Origin of the sequence: Tatumella terrea, assembly GCF_039523755.1 — a bacterium.
GTDB lineage: Bacteria > Pseudomonadota > Gammaproteobacteria > Enterobacterales > Enterobacteriaceae > Tatumella > Tatumella terrea.
Genome location: NZ_BAAAFX010000025.1, coordinates 24,129 through 41,039 on the forward strand (window position 1 = coordinate 24,129; position 16,911 = coordinate 41,039).

A 16,911-nucleotide genomic window follows, 5' to 3' on the forward strand; every position below is an offset into this window, starting at 1 on the left:
GGATCGAATTATGCTAGCTTCTGCTGTAACGAATGTTGCAGGAGGGATGATGAAACCACTGGACCAACGGCTGGAAGGCCATTATGACCAGCTTTCACCTCAGGAGAGGCGGGTTGCTGATTTTGTGATCGATCATTTTGATGATGTGATCAGTTACAACAGTGCTGAACTGGCACGTCTTAGCGGGGTATCGAAAGCCACCGTCAGTCGCCTGTTTAAGCGTCTGGGGTATGAAAAATATAAAGATATGCACGATGAGCTGCGCACCCTTCGCCAGACAGGTATGCCGTTAACGGATAACCGCGATGCGGTGCAGGGCAATACGCTGCTGGCCAGACACTATAAGCAGGAACTGGCTAACCTGGCGCACTGGTCCGGCACGCTGGATGCACAGCAGTTTACCCGCATCATTGACGCATTAAGCCGTGCCCGTCGGGTCGCTGTTTTCGGTCTGCGTAATGCCTATCCGGTGGCGATGCACCTGCGGTTACAGCTGATGCAGGTTCGCGGGCAGGTACAACTGTTACCGACGCCCGGGCAAACGTTATCTGAAGAACTGGTCGACCTGGCGCCGGAAGACCTGGTGGTGGTGGTAGCCTTTCGCCGGCGTCCGGCCATTATCCGGTCATTACTGGAACAGCTACAGCGTCAGTCCGTCCCGGTACTGATGATCAGTGAGCCGAATGTGGGATCTCTGCAGGCGCTGGTGGACTGGCACCTGGTCTGTCCTCTGGAAAGTGTGTCGGCGTTTGACAGTTACAGCGCCGCCATGAGTCTGATTAATCTACTGTCGAATGCCCTGCTGCACGAACTACTGGCCAGCGGGCGTCAGCGTATTCATCAGATAGCCGATCTTTATCAGCAACTTGAGGAGCTGGAACGTCGATGACGGGGCACCATGCTGGTGCTTTGCATTATTACGGTGCGCAGTTTTTGCGCACCTGTGAATACCCTCCGCGAGAATTCTTCTTTAATACGGTTATTTCCTGACTTTTCCCCGGCGTGTGTGATTGGCACATTAGTTGCAGTTATTGAGATTAAAGAATCTTTTGTTTCATGACCGTTCAGGGGAAAATATGAAAAAGTTATTAATGGTTTTCGCGGGAGTCGCATTACTGGCAGCCCAGAGCACCGCAGTACTCGCAGATCAATTGCAGGATATCCAGAAACGGGGGGTTCTGCGGGTAGCCGTGCCACAGGATTTTCCTCCGTTTGGATCGGTCGGCACCGATCTCCAGCCGGAAGGCTATGACATTGATATGGCCGGGTACCTCGCGAAGCAAATGAAACTAAAGTTACAGCTGGTGCCGGTCAGCAGTGCTAACCGGGTGGCATACCTGCAAACCAATAAAGTCGACCTGGTCATTTCGAGCCTCGGGAAAAATGCAGAGCGTGAAAAAGTCATCGATTTCAGCCGCGCTTATGCCCCGTTTTTCCTGGGGGTGTTTGGTCCGAAAGGACAGCAACTGAAGGACCCGGCGGCACTGAGTGGTAAGACTATCGGTGTCACCCGTGGTGCCGTTGAAGATATGGTACTGACGGCGATTGCGCCTAAAGATGCCACCCTCCGGCGTTATGAAGATAACAATACCACGTTGTCTGCTTATCTCTCCGGTCAGGTTCAGTATGTGGCGACCGGCAACCTCGTTGTGGCGGCGATTAACCGTGAACACCCGTCAGCAGCCCTGACCTCTCAGTTTACCCTGAAAGATTCTCCCTGCTTTATTGGTCTGAAAAAAGATGAGCCTGCCCTGAAAAATGAAGTTAATACGCTGATTGGCGAGGGTATTAAAGACGGTACCCTGAATAAGATGTCTGAAACCTGGATGAAAGCTCCTCTGCCGGCCAGCCTGGGGAGCTAAGATTCGTTTATGACAGGACATCTCGATTTTCCGGCCCTCTGGCCATACCGGCAGGAATTACTCTCCGGGTTGTGGGTCACCCTTCAGCTGAGTGTACTCGCCACCCTGGGAGGCGTGGGCCTGGGGATCCTGGGGGCGGCGATCCGTAGCGGTAAAACCACCCTGCTTAGCCGCCTGTGGGGAGGGTATGTGGCGGTGATCCGCAATACCCCGTTTATGGTCCAGTTATTCTTTATTGTGTTCGGCCTGCCAAATATCGGTTTTCGTCTGACGGCCGGGGAAGCCGCATTGTTAACCATGATCATTAACCTCGGGGCCTACAGTACGGAAATTATTCGTGCAGGGATCCAGGTCACTCCGAAAGGACAATGGGAAGCCTGCCGGGTGCTGGGCCTGACGCGGCTGCAGACCTTTTTACGGGTCATCCTGCCTCCGGCATTACAACGTATTTATCCGTCGCTGGTTGGGCAATGCATTATCGTGATGCTGGGGTCGTCGGTCGTTTCTCAGGTTTCTTATCAGGAACTGACCTTTCAGAGCAGCCTTATTCAGTCGCGCACCTTTCTGAGTTTTGAGGTTTATCTGGTCACCACAGCGATTTATCTGTTGCTGTCCATTGCCATGCGTCAGCTCTTAATGTTGATCGGTCGCCGCTGGCTGGGAGTCTCCGCAAAATGATGACATTTACTGACTGGGACATTGTCCGCAATTTACTGCTCGCCGGGCGCTGGACAATCCTGTTATCGCTGGTGGCTTTTTTCGGCGGCACGCTGACCACGATCCCTCTGTTGCTGATGCGTCTGAGCCGGTTCCGTGTGCTGCACCTGCTGGTGCGTGCCTATTGCGGACTGTTTCAGGGAACCCCGTTGCTGATGCAGCTCTTCCTGGCATTTTTCGGCGTGGCGTTATTCGGGATCGATGTCTCCCCCTGGACGGCGGCGTCCGTGGCACTGACCCTGTATACCAGTGCATTTCTGCTGGATATCTGGTACGGCAGTATCCGTTCGCTACCGAAAGGACAGTGGGAAGCCTCCCGTTGTGTCGGACTCACTTTTACGCAAACGCTTATCCATGTCGTGGTTCCTCAGGCATTCCGCGTGGCGCTGGCACCCACCGTCGGGTTCGCGGTGCAGGTCATTAAAGGTACCGCACTGGCTTCTATTATCGGCTTCGTCGAACTGACCAAAGCCGGCACCATGCTGACTAACGTCACTTTTGAGCCGTTCAGGGTCTTTGCTTTGGTCGCCCTGGGGTATTTTATTTTGTGTTATCCGCTGTCCCGTTACAGCCTCTATCTGGAGAAGAAATTCGATGCCTCTCATCACCATTAATCAGATGCAGAAATTCTACGGTGATAACCATGTTCTGAAAGGGATCGATCTCGATATTGATGCCGGTGAAGTGGTCTCTATCATCGGGCGTAGCGGTTCAGGAAAAAGCACCTTGTTACGCTGTATTAACGGCCTTGAGAGCTATCAGGAAGGCAGTATTAAACTGGGCGGCATGACGATCACCTCCAGTGACAGTCAGGCCAAAACCATCAGCCAGTCCATTGGTATGGTTTTCCAGAGCTTTAACCTGTTCCCCCATATGACAGCGCTGGAAAATGTCATGCTGGCTCCGCGACTGGTGCTGAAAAAGAGTCGTGCGGAAAGCCGCGATCTGGCCGCCCGTATGCTGGAGAAGGTCGGGCTGGGAGAGCGGCTGAACTATTCCCCCGCCAGCCTTTCCGGCGGGCAACAGCAGCGTGTTGCTATTGCCAGAGCACTGGCGATGCAACCGAAGGTGCTGCTGTGTGACGAAATTACTTCAGCGCTGGATCCCGAACTGGTCGGGGAGGTGTTACGGGTGCTGGAACAACTGGCTGCTGATGGCATGACCCTGATCCTGGTGACCCATGAAATGAACTTTGCGAGAGAAGTCGGGGATCGGGTGGTGTTTATGCATCAGGGGAAAGTCCGCGAGCAGGGGGACAGCAAAACCTTCTTTACGCATCCGCAGACAGCAGAACTTAAACAGTTTATCTCTACGGTTCGTTTGTAATCACTTCTTTTAAGGAACGCATTATGGATCTCAGTCAGATTTCTTCCATCAATCCGCCTCAACGATTACTGATGGGCCCCGGTCCAATCAATGCCGACCCACGGGTACTGCGGGCGATGTCCAGTCAGCTGATCGGACAATACGATCCCGCCATGACCGGTTACATGAATGAGGTGATGGCGCTGTACCGTGGGGTCTTTTGCACTCAAAACCAGTGGACACTGCTGGTTAACGGGACGTCGCGTGCCGGAATTGAAGCGATTCTGTTATCCGCCATTAAACCTGGCGACAAAGTGCTGGTGCCTGTGTTCGGGCGTTTCGGACACCTGTTGTGTGAAATCGCCCACCGCTGCCGTGCAGAAGTACATACCATTGACGTCCCGTGGGGAGAGGTGTTCACGGCAGATCAGATTGAAGATGCCATCCGCCGCATTAAACCGCGTCTGTTACTGACGGTCCAGGGTGACACATCGACCACGATGTTACAGCCGCTGGCGGAACTCGGTGAGATCTGTCGGCGTTATGGTGTGTTGTTCTATACGGATGCGACCGCCTCGCTGGGTGGAAATGCGCTGGAAACGGATGCCTGGGGGCTGGATGCGGTGTCGGCCGGGATGCAGAAATGCCTGGGCGGGCCTTCGGGCACGTCCCCGGTGACTCTCAGCGCACAAATGGAAGAGGTGATCAGACGGCGCAAGCGTGTTGAGCAGGGGATCCGGACGGACGCTCACCAGGACGGAGAGGATGAAATGATCTATTCCAACTATTTCGATCTTGGCATGATCATGGATTACTGGGGGGCAGAACGGTTGAACCATCATACGGAAGCGACCAGTGCATTGTTTGCCGCCCGCGAATGTGCGCGGATCCTTCTGCAGGAAGGGATCAGCGAAGGGATTGCCCGGCATAAGCTGCATGGTGATGCGATGCTGCAAGGGATCCGGGCCATGGGGCTGACGGTCTTTGGCGATGTCCGTCATAAAATGAATAATGTGCTGGGCGTCATGATCCCTGCACAGGTCAATGGCGATCAGGTGCGAAGCATGATGCTGAACGACTTCGGGATCGAGATAGGCACCTCATTCGGACCGTTGCATGGCAAAGTCTGGCGTATCGGCACCATGGGATATAACGCGCGTAAGCAGTGCGTTCTGCAAACCCTGACGGCGCTGGAAGCGGTGCTGAATCGCCTCGGCTTTATCACCCGTCAGGGGGCCGCGATGCAGGCCGCGTGGGATCACTATCTGACGGAAGCACCTCATGCAGAATAAAATGAGCGTCCTGCAGGCGCAACAGGCCGGAGAGCGGGCGATGGCCCGCTGTGATTCTCTGGCGATGATCAGTGAAACCGAAGGGCAGCTGACCCGGGTGTATCTCTCGGCTGAACATCTCCGGGCTAATCATCTGACCGGTCAGTGGATGAAAGAAGCCGGTATGAACGTCTGGCAGGATGAGGTCGGGAATATTTGCGGGCGTTACGAAGCGCAGACACCGGATGCCCCCGCCATCTTACTGGGCTCTCATCTGGACAGCGTGCGTAATGCGGGAAAATACGACGGCCCGCTGGGCGTACTGACGGCGATAGAAACCGTCAGCTGGCTGAATGCGCAGCAAATCCGCCTGCCGGTCGCTATCGAGATTATCGGCTTTGCCGATGAAGAAGGGACACGTTTCGGGATCACGTTGCTGGGCAGTAAAGGCATCACCGGACGCTGGCCCGCGTGCTGGCCGGCACAACCCGACGGAGAAGGGATCACCGTCGCGCAGGCGATGCAGTCTGTCGGCCTGCAGGCGGAGAATATTGCCCGGGCCGCCAGGCGCCGGGACGCGTTTATCGCTTACCTTGAATTACATATCGAACAGGGTCCCTGTCTGGAACAGGCCGGACTGGCGCTGGGGGTGGTGACTGCGATCAACGGCGCACGACGTCTGAACTGCTCCTTTACCGGAATGGCGGGCCATGCCGGTACGGTGCCGATGACCCACCGGAAAGATGCCCTGGCCGCAGCGGCGGAGTGGATGGTCTTTATTGAAAAGGCTACGTGCGAGGCCGACCCGTTATTAGTCGCAACGGTCGGGACCCTGACCTGTGAACCGGGAGCGGTCAATGTGATCCCGGGCGAGGTCAGGCTTTCTCTGGATATTCGCGGGCCGGAAGATGACCCGCTGGCAAAACTGCTGGCCACGCTGTTGCAGGAAGCTGATCAGATTGCGGCACGGCGCGGGCTGTCCTTTCGTGCAGAAGAGTATTATGGCATTCAGGCAACGACCTGCGATCCGGCACTGCGTAATGCTTTCAGTGAAGCGGTCACTGAGGTTCAGGGGCAGTCGCTCCTGTTACCCAGCGGAGCCGGACATGATGCCATTGCTATCGCGGAATGCTGGCCAGTGGCGATGTTATTCGTCCGTTGTGCCGGGGGGATTAGCCATCATCCGGCGGAATCAGTGACCACGGCGGATGTGTCGCTGGCGATACAGGCCTATTTACAGGCTATTATTAAGGTGGCGGAGTCGGCCGGTAGCGTGAACTCACGTAATGCGGAGAACGTCTGATGGATATCGAACAGTTTAATCAGCTGCCGCCTGCAGAGGCGAGGGCGGCGATCGAAAGCTGTGTGGCTATTCCTGCGTGGCAACAGCAACTGGTGGCTGCGCGTCCTTTCCTGTCGGTACAACAGGCGCTGGACTATGCGGATGGTTTATCCCGGCAGTGGCAGCAGACTGAATTAGCGCAGGCATTCAGTGCCCACCCGCGGATTGGTGAAAGAGCCTCAGGGCAGCGGGCACATCAGCAGGCTTCCCGCAGTGAACAGGCGGCGGTACTGACGGCTGACAGTCAGGTCCGGCAGGCAATAGCCGAGGGGAATCAGGCTTACGAAGCACGTTTTGGCCGGATTTTCCTGATCCGTGCCAAAGGGCGTATGCCACAGGAGATTCTGGAGCAACTCCGCCGGCGTTTGCATAATGATGACCGTGAAGAGCTGGGGGAGACCCTGGCGCAATTGCGTGAAATCACGTTATTGCGATTACAGGAGGTATTGTCATGAGTACCATCACCACACATATTCTGGATACGGCGCTGGGTAAACCTGCCCGTGACGTCCGCATTACGCTGGAGCAGCAATCGACAGAAGGCTGGGCTGAACTGGCGCAGGGTAAGACGGACGATGACGGGCGTCTGAAAACCCTGACACCGGAACCGGTGACTCCTGGTCATTACCGGCTGACGGCGGAAATCGGGGATTATTTTGCAATATCCGGGCGGCAGTCGCTGTATCTGACGGCGCAGATCGATTTTGTGATCCCGGAAGCCGGCAGTCACTACCATCTGCCGTTTCTGATCACCCCCTGGTCCTGGTCGACCTATCGGGGAAGTTAACCCGGCGGCGGTGATGGCGGACGGTTACACCGCCCGCCATCATGGCGGTTATTCCAGCGTAAAGCTGTCCGCATCACGCCAGGCCGGGAAGCGCTGACGGTAAGCCTGAAGTTCCTGCAGAGAGAGTGTGGCTGAGATCACTTCCGGCGTATCGGCAGCTGCGGTCGCCAGCAGTTCGCCGGTCGGACTGATAATGCGGCTATCACCACTGTAGCTCAATGCGTTAGCGTCCTGGCCGACGCGATTACATCCCGCGATATACGTCTGGTTTTCAATCGCTCTGGCCAGCAGGAGTGCCTGCCAGTGTGCGCTGCGTGCCGCAGGCCAGCTGGCGATATACAGCGCCAGGTCGTAATCATTCCGGTTACGCGAAAAGACCGGAAAGCGCAGGTCATAGCAGATCTGCGGAAGAATTCGCCATCCCCGCCATTCGATAATGACCCGCTCACGGCCCGCCTCGTAATGGTGATGCTCTTCACCCATTCTGAACAGATGGCGTTTATCGTAACGATGGATGTCTCCTGCGGGGGTGACCAGCAGAAAGCGGTTGACCGCGCCCTGATCCGTTTGCAGTGCCACACTGCCACCGGCCAGTGCGTCATACTTTTTCGCCTGAGCCGCCAGCCATTCAATGACGACGGATTCCGGCAGAGAAGACCGGGCGGCCTCCATCGCAAAACCGGTGGTAAACATCTCCGGTAACAGGATCAGATCACTGTCAGGAACGGTCTCCAGTACCTGCCCGAAATGACGTAAATTGGCCTCCCCGTCCATCCAGACCAGAGGCTGCTGAAGCAGGCTAATCTTTAAATCCGGCATAAGCGCTCCGCGGCAGCCTGCAGAGTCGGCTCCTGTTTCGCAAAACAGAGACGGATCAGTTTATGCGGAAACTCACCGTCACAAAACACGGACAACGGGATCGCTGCCACACCGACTTCTTTGGTCAGCCACTGACAGAAGCTGACATCATCCAGATCTGAAATTGCACTGTAATCCAGTAACAGGAAGTAGGTGCCTTCACAAGGCAGGACCCGGAAACGGCTCTCCTGTAAGGCATTGATCAGGAAGTCACGACGTTGCCGGTAGAATGCCGGCAGATCGAGATAATGCTCCGGTTCTTTACGCAGCATATCTGCCAGCGCCAGCTGTGCCGGGGTATTGACGGCAAAGGTCAGGTACTGGTGAACCTTACGGATTTCGGCAGAGATCGCCGCCGGTGCCACACAGTAACCCACTTTCCAGCCGGTCATATGATACGTTTTTCCGAAGGAGGAAACGGCAACCCCTCGCTCGCGCAATTGCGGATGCTGCAGAATACTGAAATGTCCTCCCTCAGCAAAACAGATGTGTTCATAGACTTCATCACTCAGGACATAGGTTTCCTGCTGGCCGATAGCCTGCCAGAGTGCATCAAAATCGGCAGCCTGCCAGACGGTTGCGGTCGGGTTATGTGGCGTGTTGAGGATCACCAGGCGCGTTTTATCAGACAGTAATTCAGAAAAGGCCTGCCAGTCAGGGCGAAAGGCCGGGGGCTGAAGGGCAATACGTTTCAGCACGCCACCGGACAGTGCCACGGCAGGTGCATAACTGTCATAACTCGGGTCAAAGCAGATCACTTCATCACCCGGCCTGACCAGCGCCGTGATGGCCGCAAACAGTGCCTCGGTGGCCCCTGCGGTGACGGTGATATCGGTGTTCACATCCGGCGTGTAATCATAGCAACGCTGTGTTTTTTCAGCGATAGCTTCGCGAAGGGGCTGAACCCCGGTCATTGGCGCATACTGGTTGGCCCCCTGACTGACATGCCAGGCTAGTTGCTGTTGCAGGTATTCCGGACCATCAAAGTCAGGGAAGCCTTGTGACAGATTAATTGCCTGATATTCTTGTGCCAGAGCACTCATCTGACTGAAGATAGTGGTGCCCAGGGCCGGAAGTTTACTGTCGGGAGTGAAAGTATGCTGCGTCATTATTACTCTGCCTTATCGACGGCTATCTGTATTAAGAGATAAATCGTGTGTGTGACCAAAGCCTTTATTGATGCCACTATAAACAGGATGGTAATATTTGGCAATCAAGACACTTAGATGGCTAAACAGAAAAACAGCCGGCAGATCCTGAAATAATAATGTTTTTCCTGCAAATATCAGGCAGCTGTGCTGCGGAGGTAGAATGATTCGAGCAATTGTGACGGATATCGAGGGCACGACCAGTGATATCCGCTTTGTACACCAGGTGCTGTTTCCTTATGCACGTCAGCATCTGGAAAGCTATATCCGTGAAAACGCTCAGGCACCGGCAGTGTCTCAGGCGCTGGAGAGTTTACGCCACGAGCTGGCGCAGCCGGAGGCGACGACGGATCAGCTGATCGAAGCGTTATACCGGTTTATGGATGAAGACCGTAAATCAACCGCGCTGAAAGCCCTGCAGGGCATGATCTGGCGGGATGGCTACGTCAACGGGAGTTTTACCGGACACCTCTATCCGGATGTCTTACCGGCCCTGAAACAATGGCAGACTCAGGGGCTGACCCTGTGCGTCTATTCCTCGGGATCCGTGGCTGCACAGAAACTGCTGTTCGGTTACAGCGATGCCGGGGATATTACCGGGGTCTTCAGCGACTATTTTGATACCCATGTCGGGGCCAAGCGGGAAGAGCAGTCCTACCGCAATATTGCCGGTAAGCTGGGGCTGCCGGGCGAAGCCTTACTCTTTTTATCGGATATTCATCAGGAGCTGGATGCCGCGCGTGCTGCAGGCTGGAAAACCGTTCAGCTGATCCGTGGCGAGGCTGACCCGGAAAGCGTGCATCCGGCGGTGAGCAGTTTTGAACAGATTACACCGGAGACCTTCTGAAATGAGTGCATTAACGATTTTTAGTGATCAGGACGCCAGCCAGCCGGTCTGGCAGAGTGAAGATGCAGCGCAGATCCGTGAAAAACTGGCGCAACAGGATGTTCGTTTTGAACGCTGGGCGGCCGACCGTGATCTGGGGGCCGATCCGACGCCGGAGACGGTGCTTGAAGCCTATCAGCATGCGATTGATAAACTGGTGGCAGAAAAAGGTTACCAGAGCTGGGATGTGATCAGCATGCGTGCCAGTCATCCGGAGAAACAGGCATTACGCGAAAAGTTTCTTTCGGAGCACACCCACGGTGAGGACGAGGTCCGCTTTTTCGTCGAAGGGGCGGGGTTGTTTTGCCTGCATCTGGGCGGACAGGTGTATCAGATCCTGTGTGAGAAAAATGATCTGATCTCGGTCCCTGCCGGCACGGCCCACTGGTTCGATATGGGATCGGAACCTAACTTCACGGCTATCCGTATTTTTGATAATCCGGAAGGCTGGATCGCCCGCTTTACCGGCGATCCGATTGCCGAAAATTATCCCCGCCTCGCCTGACAAGGTTTAGTTCGTCTGTGGCCGGAAAATACCTTCGGCCACCTGCTCCGGCGTGATAAGCCCCGTATCCAGTACCCAGCCACTGATCAGCGCTGCAGGCGTGACATCGAAGGCCGGATTATGGACCCGGATGTTTTCCGGGGCCCATTGTACGGCCCCGAAACTCCCTGCGACACCGGTCACTTCCCCGGCCGCCCTCTGCTCTATCGGAATATCTTTTCCTGACGGACAGTGACGATCCAGAGTGGTGTGCGGGGCTGCCACGTAAAACGGGATCTCATGATAGCGGGCCAGTACCGCCAGGCTGTAAGTGCCTATTTTATTGGCTACATCGCCGTTTGCCGCAATCCGGTCTGCACCGACCCAGATAGCATCGACCTGTCCGTCGGCCATCAGTGCCGCAGCCATGCTGTCGGTGATCAGCTGGCAGGGAATGCCGGATTCCGACAGTTCCCAGGCGGTCAGACGTCCGCCCTGCAGCAGAGGGCGGGTTTCACCTACCCAGACATGGGCCACTTTCCCCTGTTGCCAGCCGCGGGTTATTACTCCGAGTGCGGTACCGACGCCCGCGGTTGCCAGCCCCCCGGTGTTACAGTGCGTCAGAATACGGCTGCCCGCGGTGATCAGCGGCGTGCCGGCCAGCGCAATATTGTCACAGAGCTGCCTGTCTTCATCGACCAGACGCAATGCCTCACGGACCAGTGCGGTGACATAGTCTTCTGCCGCCAGCGCTTCCTGCATTCTGTCCAGATTATTCATCAGATTCACGGCCGTCGGACGGGCGGCGCGCAGCGTGAGTAATGAATCCTGAAGATCGGCTCGTGACATTCCCTGCTCAGCCTGCAGGGCCAGCAGGAGTGAAGCCGAAAGGCCAATCAGTGGCGCTCCCCTGACACGTAAGGCATGGATATGGCCGACAAGTGCGTCGGTATTGCCGGCACTGAGCCAGTTTTTTTGTTGCGGAAGGGCCTGCTGGTCAAGGATCCAGAGCTGGTTATCGGTAATTTTCAGGCTGGTCGTTTGCAGAGTTTGCATCAATATTATTTCCGGGTTGCTTCACTGAGGAATAGTATGCCAATATGCGGGGCAGAATAGAAGTGTAGACGTCTGAAAGGCTCAGGCGCAGAGAATAATAAGAGAGGAAAAGGCAATGTCACAATACCGAACCTTCACCGCCACAGATGCTGTGGAATACGCCAGGCAGTTTTCCGGGCTGGAAAACCCGCAACAACTGACACAGGCGCTGGAAGTGGGTGACGGTAATCTGAATCTGGTGTTTAAAATTCTGGATCAGCAAGGTAAAAGTCGTGTCATTGTTAAACAGGCCCTCCCTTATGTGCGCTGTGTCGGTGAGTCCTGGCCGCTGACGCTTGACCGGGCCCGTCTGGAAGCTGAAACGCTGATTGAGCATTATAAATATAGCCCGGAGCATACGGTTCATGTGACCCATCTTGATGCCAGCCTGGCGGTGATGGTGATGGAAGACCTCTCTGAGTATAAAATCTGGCGGGGAGAGCTGGTGTCGGGAAAATCCTATCCGCAGGCTGCCCGTCAACTGGGCCATTACCTGGCCAGTGTTCTGTTTTCTACCTCTGATTTCGCCCTGCACCCTCACGAAAAGAAGGCGCAGGTGGCTCGCTTTATCAATACCGAGATGTGCGAAATTACCGAGGATTTGTTCTTTAACGACCCTTACATTGAGCATCCGCGTAATGATTATCCGCCGGCCCTGGAGCCATTAGTCGCCTCACTGCGTGAAGATGCTGAATTGCGTATTGCCGTCGCGGAACTGAAACACCGTTTTCTGACCCATGCTGAAGCCCTGCTGCACGGCGATATTCATACCGGATCGGTTTTTGTAACCGACAGCGGGCTGAAAGCCATCGATGCGGAATTCGGTTATTACGGTCCGATGGGCTTTGACCTTGGCACCGCGATGGGGAATTTACTGCTGAACTACTGCGGCGTCCCCGGTCTGCTGGCCCCGAGAGAAGCGGCAGAAGCCCGCGACCAGCGTCTCGCTGAGATCATTACGTTGTGGCAGACCTTCAGTGATGAATTCCTGACACGCAGCGAACAGTCCACCCGGGATGTTGCGCTGGCAGTGCCGGGATATGCACAGAAGTTTCTGCAGAAAGTCTGGTGCGACGCGATCGGGTTCTGCGGGACGGAATTGATCCGCCGTACGGTCGGCATGTCTCATGTTGCCGATATCAGTAGCATTGCCGACGATATGATGCGTACTGATTGTCTGCGTCATGCCATCACACTGGGACGTACTCTGATTCTGGCCGCCGGCCATATCAGTGATGCCGAATCCCTCGTCGCCCGAATCCGTCAGGTGGCCTGATCAGCAAGTCATGCCACACTCGTGGCATGACTTGCGGCCGGAATGCGCTCATAGACGTGGATGCGTCTGACGTAACAGCCTTTATATACCTGCACGTCATCCCATCATGATAACGCCGTCATAGGGCACCCGTCAGCTTATCTGTCGCCCTGGTGACCGGACAAGGTAAGGTCCCCCCAAAAAAAAGACCACAGTGGGGCTGTCCATGAGTAATATTTCAGGGTTAAGACGGGATCCCTGTAGCACAGTGTGCAGGATCCTGTGACAGAGGCTTGCGCTGCCCGACGATTGGGCTACACTGGCGGCGTTAATTTTCCGATGTAAGGACATCCCCTATGTACCAGGATATTATTCGTTCAGAACTGAATGAAGCCGCAGAAACGCTTAATGCCTTCCTGAAAGATGAAAACAATATTCATGCCATTCAGCAGGCGGCGACGTTGCTGGCGGACAGTTTCAAAGCGGGCGGAAAGGTACTTTCTTGCGGCAATGGCGGGTCTCACTGTGATGCTATGCATTTCGCGGAGGAACTGACCGGACGCTACCGTGAGAACCGTCCGGGATATCCGGCGATCGCGATTTCGGATGTCAGCCATATTTCCTGCGTCAGTAATGACTTCGGCTATGACTATGTCTTCTCCCGCTATACCGAAGCGGTCGGCCGTCAGGGGGATGTGCTGTTAGGTATTTCCACCTCCGGAAACTCCGCTAATATTATTAAAGCCATTGAGGCTGCCCGCCGCCAGGGGATGAAAGTGATCACCCTGACCGGAAAAGATGGCGGCAAAATGGCCGGCAGTGCCGATGTGGAAATCCGGGTACCGCATTTTGGTTTTGCTGACCGTATTCAGGAAATACACATTAAAATCATTCATATTTTGATTTTACTGATCGAAAAAGAGATGGAAAAATAATCAGAGTATGACTTTCACGAAAAATACGCGGGCGGGCAGGCGATGGTGACTTGCCAGACCGCCGACCGCGTGTTATTTCTTTCGGTTATCACGGCTAAAAACGCCGGACCGTGGGATTGTGAGAGGTTATAACTGATGTGTGAATTGCTCGGGATGAGCGCCAACATACCGACTGATATCTGTTTCAGTTTTTCCGGGCTGGTTCAGCGCGGGGGAGGCACTGGGCCGCACAAAGATGGCTGGGGCATCACCTTTTATGAAGGTAAAGGATGCCGTACTTTTAAAGACCCGCTTCCCAGTATCCACTCGCCGATAGCCAGACTGGTCCAGGAATATCCCATCAAGTCACATTCCGTGGTGGCCCATATCCGGCAGGCAAACCGCGGCAATGTCTCGCTGGAAAATACTCATCCTTTCACCCGTGAGCTCTGGGGACGTCACTGGACCTATGCCCATAACGGGCAACTCAGTGATTATGAGGACCTGGATACGGGGTCCTTCCGCCCGGTCGGGGAAACCGACAGTGAAAAAGCTTTTTGCTGGATCCTGCATAAACTGGCCACCCGGTATCCGGCCCCCCCGGAAGACTGGCCGGCGATGTTTAGTTATATCGCGACACTGGCGGCGGAACTGCGGGAGAAGGGGGTATTCAATATGCTGCTGTCGGATGGCCGTTACCTGATGGCCTATTGTTCCACCCATCTTCACTGGATCACCCGGCGTGCGCCCTTTGGTAAAGCCACATTGCTGGATCAGGATGTTGAAATCGATTTCCAGCAGCACACGACGCCTCAGGACATCGTCAGTGTGGTGGCGACACAGCCGTTAACCGGTAATGAAACCTGGCACAGGATTGTGCCAGGAGAGTGGGTGTTATTCTGTCTTGGTGAGCGTCAGGAAGGTCTTTGAGGGAGTCTCGCTGTTACCGCTGAACGGATTTTTGCGGAGCACATACTGGCCGTTTTCTACTGAGACCGCAGGCGGCTGTTTATTTTGCAGAAAATAGTCGTAACCCGGTTTCAGTTGTTTCCAGAAACTGTAATAGGCGGAATCCTGATGCCGCTGCATGTTCTGTGCTGTCATACGGAACGGAAAAATATCGACTTCCACTTCTGACTGTCCGTTACGCAGGGCAGCATTCACAAAGGTATAAATCTGGTCCATATAGGCGTTGGTCATGGCATAACAGCCAATGGACACGCAGTTGCCATGGATCATCAGGTAGTTCCCGCTGTAACCATTGTCGCGATCATACTCGTTCGGAAAGCCGATGTTGATGGCCCGGTAAAAATGGCTGTCGGGATTCAGCTGATTCAGTTTTACAGAGTAAAACCCTTCCGGACTTTTGAAATCACCCTCCACACGCTTCGGGCCGAGTCCGCCCGAAAACTTGCAGATTTTGAAACTGTTCAGTAAACGGTATTCGTTGCCGACTTTACCGTATAAATCGAGTGTCCGTTCTTCCTTAAAGATCTGAATAAATACCGGCAGCCCCGGTAACTGCTGACTGAGCTGTTTACTCACGGGGGGCAACAGGCTGACTGAGTTCTGAGACGCGGCCAGACAATATGCCGGGAGTAAAAACATCGCAAGTAAGAGTGCGATTTTACGCATGCTGCAAATACCTTGAAAATGAGGGTGGAAAAGAACGTAACTTCGTTTATCGTGCGGATATCCACCGCACGGCGAAGGCTTAGCGCAACCTTAGCATTGTCTGTCTTTTTAGCAAGAGAGCGGTGAAGATATTTATCCGTTACGCTCAGTGATAGTGAACGCCCGCACAAAACAGGGATCATCTGTCACGATCATGTTCCGGTGATTGATCTTTGCACTGATTATTTATACAGTGTTGAGGTTTCTTTCTGCGGAGCTGTCATCGATGCGTAAAATCATTCATGTCGATATGGACTGTTTTTATGCTGCGGTCGAAATGCGTGACAATCCGTCGTTACGCGACATCCCACTGGCCATCGGCGGCAGTCGTGAGCGGCGGGGGGTGATCAGCACGGCAAACTATCTTGCCAGGCAATACGGCGTCCGCAGTGCCATGCCGACCGCGACCGCACTTAAACTTTGTCCTTCTCTGACCCTGGTCCCTGGTCGCTTTGAGGTCTATAAGGAAGTGTCCGGCCATATCCGGCAGATTTTTTCACGCTATACCTCGCTGATTGAACCGCTCTCGCTTGATGAGGCTTATCTGGATGTCACCCATTGCACCCATTTTCGCGGGTCAGCCACGCTGATTGCGGAGGATATTCGTCAGGCTATCCGTCAGGAATTGAAACTGACCGCATCCGCCGGCATCGCCCCGGTCAAATTTCTGGCGAAAATCGCCTCCGACCTGAATAAGCCGGACGGTCAATATGTGATAACACCGGCGGAAATGGATAATTTTGTCCATCGGCTGGCCCTTGAAAAAATACCGGGCGTCGGTCAGGTCTCAGCCAGAAAGCTGGCCGATATGGGGCTGAAGAGTTGTGCTGATGTCCGGCAGACGGATTTGTCCTTACTTCTGAAAAGGTTCGGTAAGTTTGGCAGGGTGTTATGGGAACGAAGCCACGGTATAGATGAACGCGAAATCGTGGTTGACCGGTTACGTAAATCGGTCGGTGTTGAAACCACCCTCGCGCAGGATATTGATCAGTGGGAGCAATGTCTTGAGGTGCTTGAAAGACTCTATCCGGAGCTGGAAAGACGACTGCGGAATGTCCGGCCGGATCTTCGAATATTGCGTCAGGGCGTCAAGCTACGTTTTTCCGATTTTCAGCAAACCACCCGTGAGCATATCTGGTCTGTTCTGAATAAAGAGGATTTACTGATGATCGCTCATGAGACCTGGCAGCAACGCCGGGCAGGACGAGGAGTGAGGCTGGTGGGGTTACATGTGACCCTGCCGGATCCGGATACCGCGCGGCAATTACAGCTAACGTTGTGACGGCAACCGGTCACTGCCGAAGCCAGTTCTG

19 protein-coding genes are annotated in these 16,911 nt (G+C 54.7%); 15 read left to right on the forward strand and 4 right to left on the reverse strand.

Translation table 11 applies throughout. From position 1 onward, the window contains the following. Nucleotides 1-49: 49 nt before the first annotated feature. From ABD035_RS16515 to uraH, 9 genes are all read left to right on the forward strand, one after another. On the forward strand, nt 50-889 hold the full coding sequence (locus ABD035_RS16515) for a MurR/RpiR family transcriptional regulator (RefSeq protein WP_343871258.1): 840 nt from the start codon (nt 50-52) through the stop codon (nt 887-889). 187 nt (nt 890-1,076) lie between these two features. Further along, the gene (locus ABD035_RS16520; RefSeq protein WP_343871221.1) at nt 1,077-1,862 is read left to right on the forward strand and encodes a transporter substrate-binding domain-containing protein; all 786 of its coding nucleotides are present in this window, start codon (nt 1,077-1,079) and stop codon (nt 1,860-1,862) included. A gap of 9 nt (nt 1,863-1,871) precedes the next feature. Then, a complete protein-coding gene (locus ABD035_RS16525; RefSeq protein WP_212714593.1) occupies nt 1,872-2,540 on the forward strand; it encodes an amino acid ABC transporter permease in 669 nt (222 codons plus the stop codon). Continuing rightward, a complete protein-coding gene (locus ABD035_RS16530; protein ID WP_212714594.1) occupies nt 2,537-3,193 on the forward strand; it encodes an amino acid ABC transporter permease in 657 nt (218 codons plus the stop codon). The genes ABD035_RS16525 and ABD035_RS16530 overlap by 4 nt, the downstream gene beginning before the upstream one ends. Further along, nucleotides 3,174-3,905, forward strand: coding sequence for an amino acid ABC transporter ATP-binding protein (locus ABD035_RS16535; RefSeq protein ID WP_025902327.1), 732 nt, complete (start codon nt 3,174-3,176; stop codon nt 3,903-3,905). The genes ABD035_RS16530 and ABD035_RS16535 overlap by 20 nt, the downstream gene beginning before the upstream one ends. A gap of 23 nt (nt 3,906-3,928) precedes the next feature. Beyond that, entirely contained in the window at nt 3,929-5,176 is a 1,248-nt protein-coding gene (locus ABD035_RS16540) for a pyridoxal-phosphate-dependent aminotransferase family protein (protein ID WP_343871224.1), read from the forward strand. Next, nucleotides 5,166-6,458, forward strand: coding sequence for an allantoate amidohydrolase (hpxK, locus tag ABD035_RS16545; RefSeq protein WP_343871225.1), 1,293 nt, complete (start codon nt 5,166-5,168; stop codon nt 6,456-6,458). The genes ABD035_RS16540 and hpxK overlap by 11 nt, the downstream gene beginning before the upstream one ends. Beyond that, a complete protein-coding gene (gene uraD / locus ABD035_RS16550) occupies nt 6,458-6,952 on the forward strand; it encodes a 2-oxo-4-hydroxy-4-carboxy-5-ureidoimidazoline decarboxylase (protein ID WP_343871226.1) in 495 nt (164 codons plus the stop codon). Before hpxK ends, uraD begins: the two co-directional genes overlap by 1 nt. Continuing rightward, complete coding sequence (gene uraH, locus ABD035_RS16555; protein WP_212714597.1) at nt 6,949-7,284, forward strand: hydroxyisourate hydrolase; 336 nt, start codon at nt 6,949-6,951, stop codon at nt 7,282-7,284. Before uraD ends, uraH begins: the two co-directional genes overlap by 4 nt. A gap of 48 nt (nt 7,285-7,332) precedes the next feature. On the opposite strand, the gene ABD035_RS16560 is transcribed toward uraH, so the two are convergent. Together ABD035_RS16560 and ABD035_RS16565 are read right to left on the reverse strand one after the other, a co-directional pair. Continuing rightward, entirely contained in the window at nt 7,333-8,103 is a 771-nt protein-coding gene (locus ABD035_RS16560; protein ID WP_343871228.1) for an amidohydrolase, read from the reverse strand. Next, on the reverse strand, nt 8,091-9,251 hold the full coding sequence (locus ABD035_RS16565) for a pyridoxal phosphate-dependent aminotransferase (protein ID WP_343871229.1): 1,161 nt from the start codon (nt 9,249-9,251) through the stop codon (nt 8,091-8,093). Before ABD035_RS16565 ends, ABD035_RS16560 begins: the two co-directional genes overlap by 13 nt. Nucleotides 9,252-9,453: 202 nt before the next feature. Between ABD035_RS16565 and mtnC the strand changes: the two genes are divergently transcribed. Continuing rightward, nucleotides 9,454-10,137 carry an acireductone synthase gene (gene mtnC, locus ABD035_RS16570; RefSeq protein ID WP_212714600.1) on the forward strand — a complete coding sequence of 228 codons (684 nt, stop codon included), beginning with the start codon at nt 9,454-9,456 and terminating at the stop codon, nt 10,135-10,137. 1 nt (nt 10,138) lies between these two features. Next, complete coding sequence (locus ABD035_RS16575; protein ID WP_212714601.1) at nt 10,139-10,681, forward strand: 1,2-dihydroxy-3-keto-5-methylthiopentene dioxygenase; 543 nt, start codon at nt 10,139-10,141, stop codon at nt 10,679-10,681. A 6-nt stretch (nt 10,682-10,687) separates the two neighbouring features. On the opposite strand, the gene mtnA is transcribed toward ABD035_RS16575, so the two are convergent. Then, nucleotides 10,688-11,716 carry an S-methyl-5-thioribose-1-phosphate isomerase gene (gene mtnA / locus ABD035_RS16580; RefSeq protein WP_343871230.1) on the reverse strand — a complete coding sequence of 343 codons (1,029 nt, stop codon included), beginning with the start codon at nt 11,714-11,716 and terminating at the stop codon, nt 10,688-10,690. 115 nt (nt 11,717-11,831) lie between these two features. On the opposite strand from mtnA, the gene mtnK reads away from it, so the two are divergent. The 3 genes from mtnK (at nt 11,832) to ABD035_RS16595 (ending at nt 14,854) form a co-directional block, all read left to right on the forward strand. Next, nucleotides 11,832-13,031, forward strand: coding sequence for an S-methyl-5-thioribose kinase (gene mtnK / locus ABD035_RS16585; protein ID WP_343871231.1), 1,200 nt, complete (start codon nt 11,832-11,834; stop codon nt 13,029-13,031). A gap of 335 nt (nt 13,032-13,366) precedes the next feature. Then, nucleotides 13,367-13,945, forward strand: a complete 579-nt coding sequence (lpcA, locus tag ABD035_RS16590; RefSeq protein WP_343871232.1) for a D-sedoheptulose 7-phosphate isomerase — start codon at nt 13,367-13,369, stop codon at nt 13,943-13,945. A gap of 135 nt (nt 13,946-14,080) precedes the next feature. Next, a complete protein-coding gene (locus tag ABD035_RS16595; protein WP_212714605.1) occupies nt 14,081-14,854 on the forward strand; it encodes a class II glutamine amidotransferase in 774 nt (257 codons plus the stop codon). Here ABD035_RS16595 and dpaA read toward each other — a convergent pair. Beyond that, nucleotides 14,819-15,559, reverse strand: coding sequence for a peptidoglycan meso-diaminopimelic acid protein amidase (gene dpaA / locus ABD035_RS16600; RefSeq protein WP_343871234.1), 741 nt, complete (start codon nt 15,557-15,559; stop codon nt 14,819-14,821). The genes ABD035_RS16595 and dpaA overlap by 36 nt on opposite strands. A gap of 265 nt (nt 15,560-15,824) precedes the next feature. Between dpaA and dinB the strand changes: the two genes are divergently transcribed. Next, the gene (gene dinB, locus ABD035_RS16605; RefSeq protein WP_212714607.1) at nt 15,825-16,880 is read left to right on the forward strand and encodes a DNA polymerase IV; all 1,056 of its coding nucleotides are present in this window, start codon (nt 15,825-15,827) and stop codon (nt 16,878-16,880) included. Nucleotides 16,881-16,911: the final 31 nt, after the last annotated feature.

What these genes read in the sequence shown, in the direction of transcription:
- ABD035_RS16515 (WP_343871258.1), top strand. Translation starts at nt 50, where the DNA reads ATGAAACCACTGGACCAACGGCTGGAAGGCCATTATGACCAGCTTTCA.
- uraH (WP_212714597.1), top strand. Translation starts at nt 6,949, where the DNA reads ATGAGTACCATCACCACACATATTCTGGATACGGCGCTGGGTAAACCT.
- ABD035_RS16530 (WP_212714594.1), top strand. Translation starts at nt 2,537, where the DNA reads ATGATGACATTTACTGACTGGGACATTGTCCGCAATTTACTGCTCGCC.
- hpxK (WP_343871225.1), top strand. Translation starts at nt 5,166, where the DNA reads ATGCAGAATAAAATGAGCGTCCTGCAGGCGCAACAGGCCGGAGAGCGG.
- lpcA (WP_343871232.1), top strand. Translation starts at nt 13,367, where the DNA reads ATGTACCAGGATATTATTCGTTCAGAACTGAATGAAGCCGCAGAAACG.
- ABD035_RS16575 (WP_212714601.1), top strand. Translation starts at nt 10,139, where the DNA reads ATGAGTGCATTAACGATTTTTAGTGATCAGGACGCCAGCCAGCCGGTC.
- ABD035_RS16535 (WP_025902327.1), top strand. Translation starts at nt 3,174, where the DNA reads ATGCCTCTCATCACCATTAATCAGATGCAGAAATTCTACGGTGATAAC.
- ABD035_RS16520 (WP_343871221.1), top strand. Translation starts at nt 1,077, where the DNA reads ATGAAAAAGTTATTAATGGTTTTCGCGGGAGTCGCATTACTGGCAGCC.
- ABD035_RS16595 (WP_212714605.1), top strand. Translation starts at nt 14,081, where the DNA reads ATGTGTGAATTGCTCGGGATGAGCGCCAACATACCGACTGATATCTGT.
- dinB (WP_212714607.1), top strand. Translation starts at nt 15,825, where the DNA reads ATGCGTAAAATCATTCATGTCGATATGGACTGTTTTTATGCTGCGGTC.
- uraD (WP_343871226.1), top strand. Translation starts at nt 6,458, where the DNA reads ATGGATATCGAACAGTTTAATCAGCTGCCGCCTGCAGAGGCGAGGGCG.
- ABD035_RS16525 (WP_212714593.1), top strand. Translation starts at nt 1,872, where the DNA reads ATGACAGGACATCTCGATTTTCCGGCCCTCTGGCCATACCGGCAGGAA.
- mtnA (WP_343871230.1), bottom strand. Translation starts at nt 11,716, where the DNA reads ATGCAAACTCTGCAAACGACCAGCCTGAAAATTACCGATAACCAGCTC.
- mtnK (WP_343871231.1), top strand. Translation starts at nt 11,832, where the DNA reads ATGTCACAATACCGAACCTTCACCGCCACAGATGCTGTGGAATACGCC.
- ABD035_RS16540 (WP_343871224.1), top strand. Translation starts at nt 3,929, where the DNA reads ATGGATCTCAGTCAGATTTCTTCCATCAATCCGCCTCAACGATTACTG.
- dpaA (WP_343871234.1), bottom strand. Translation starts at nt 15,559, where the DNA reads ATGCGTAAAATCGCACTCTTACTTGCGATGTTTTTACTCCCGGCATAT.
- ABD035_RS16565 (WP_343871229.1), bottom strand. Translation starts at nt 9,251, where the DNA reads ATGACGCAGCATACTTTCACTCCCGACAGTAAACTTCCGGCCCTGGGC.
- mtnC (WP_212714600.1), top strand. Translation starts at nt 9,454, where the DNA reads ATGATTCGAGCAATTGTGACGGATATCGAGGGCACGACCAGTGATATC.
- ABD035_RS16560 (WP_343871228.1), bottom strand. Translation starts at nt 8,103, where the DNA reads ATGCCGGATTTAAAGATTAGCCTGCTTCAGCAGCCTCTGGTCTGGATG.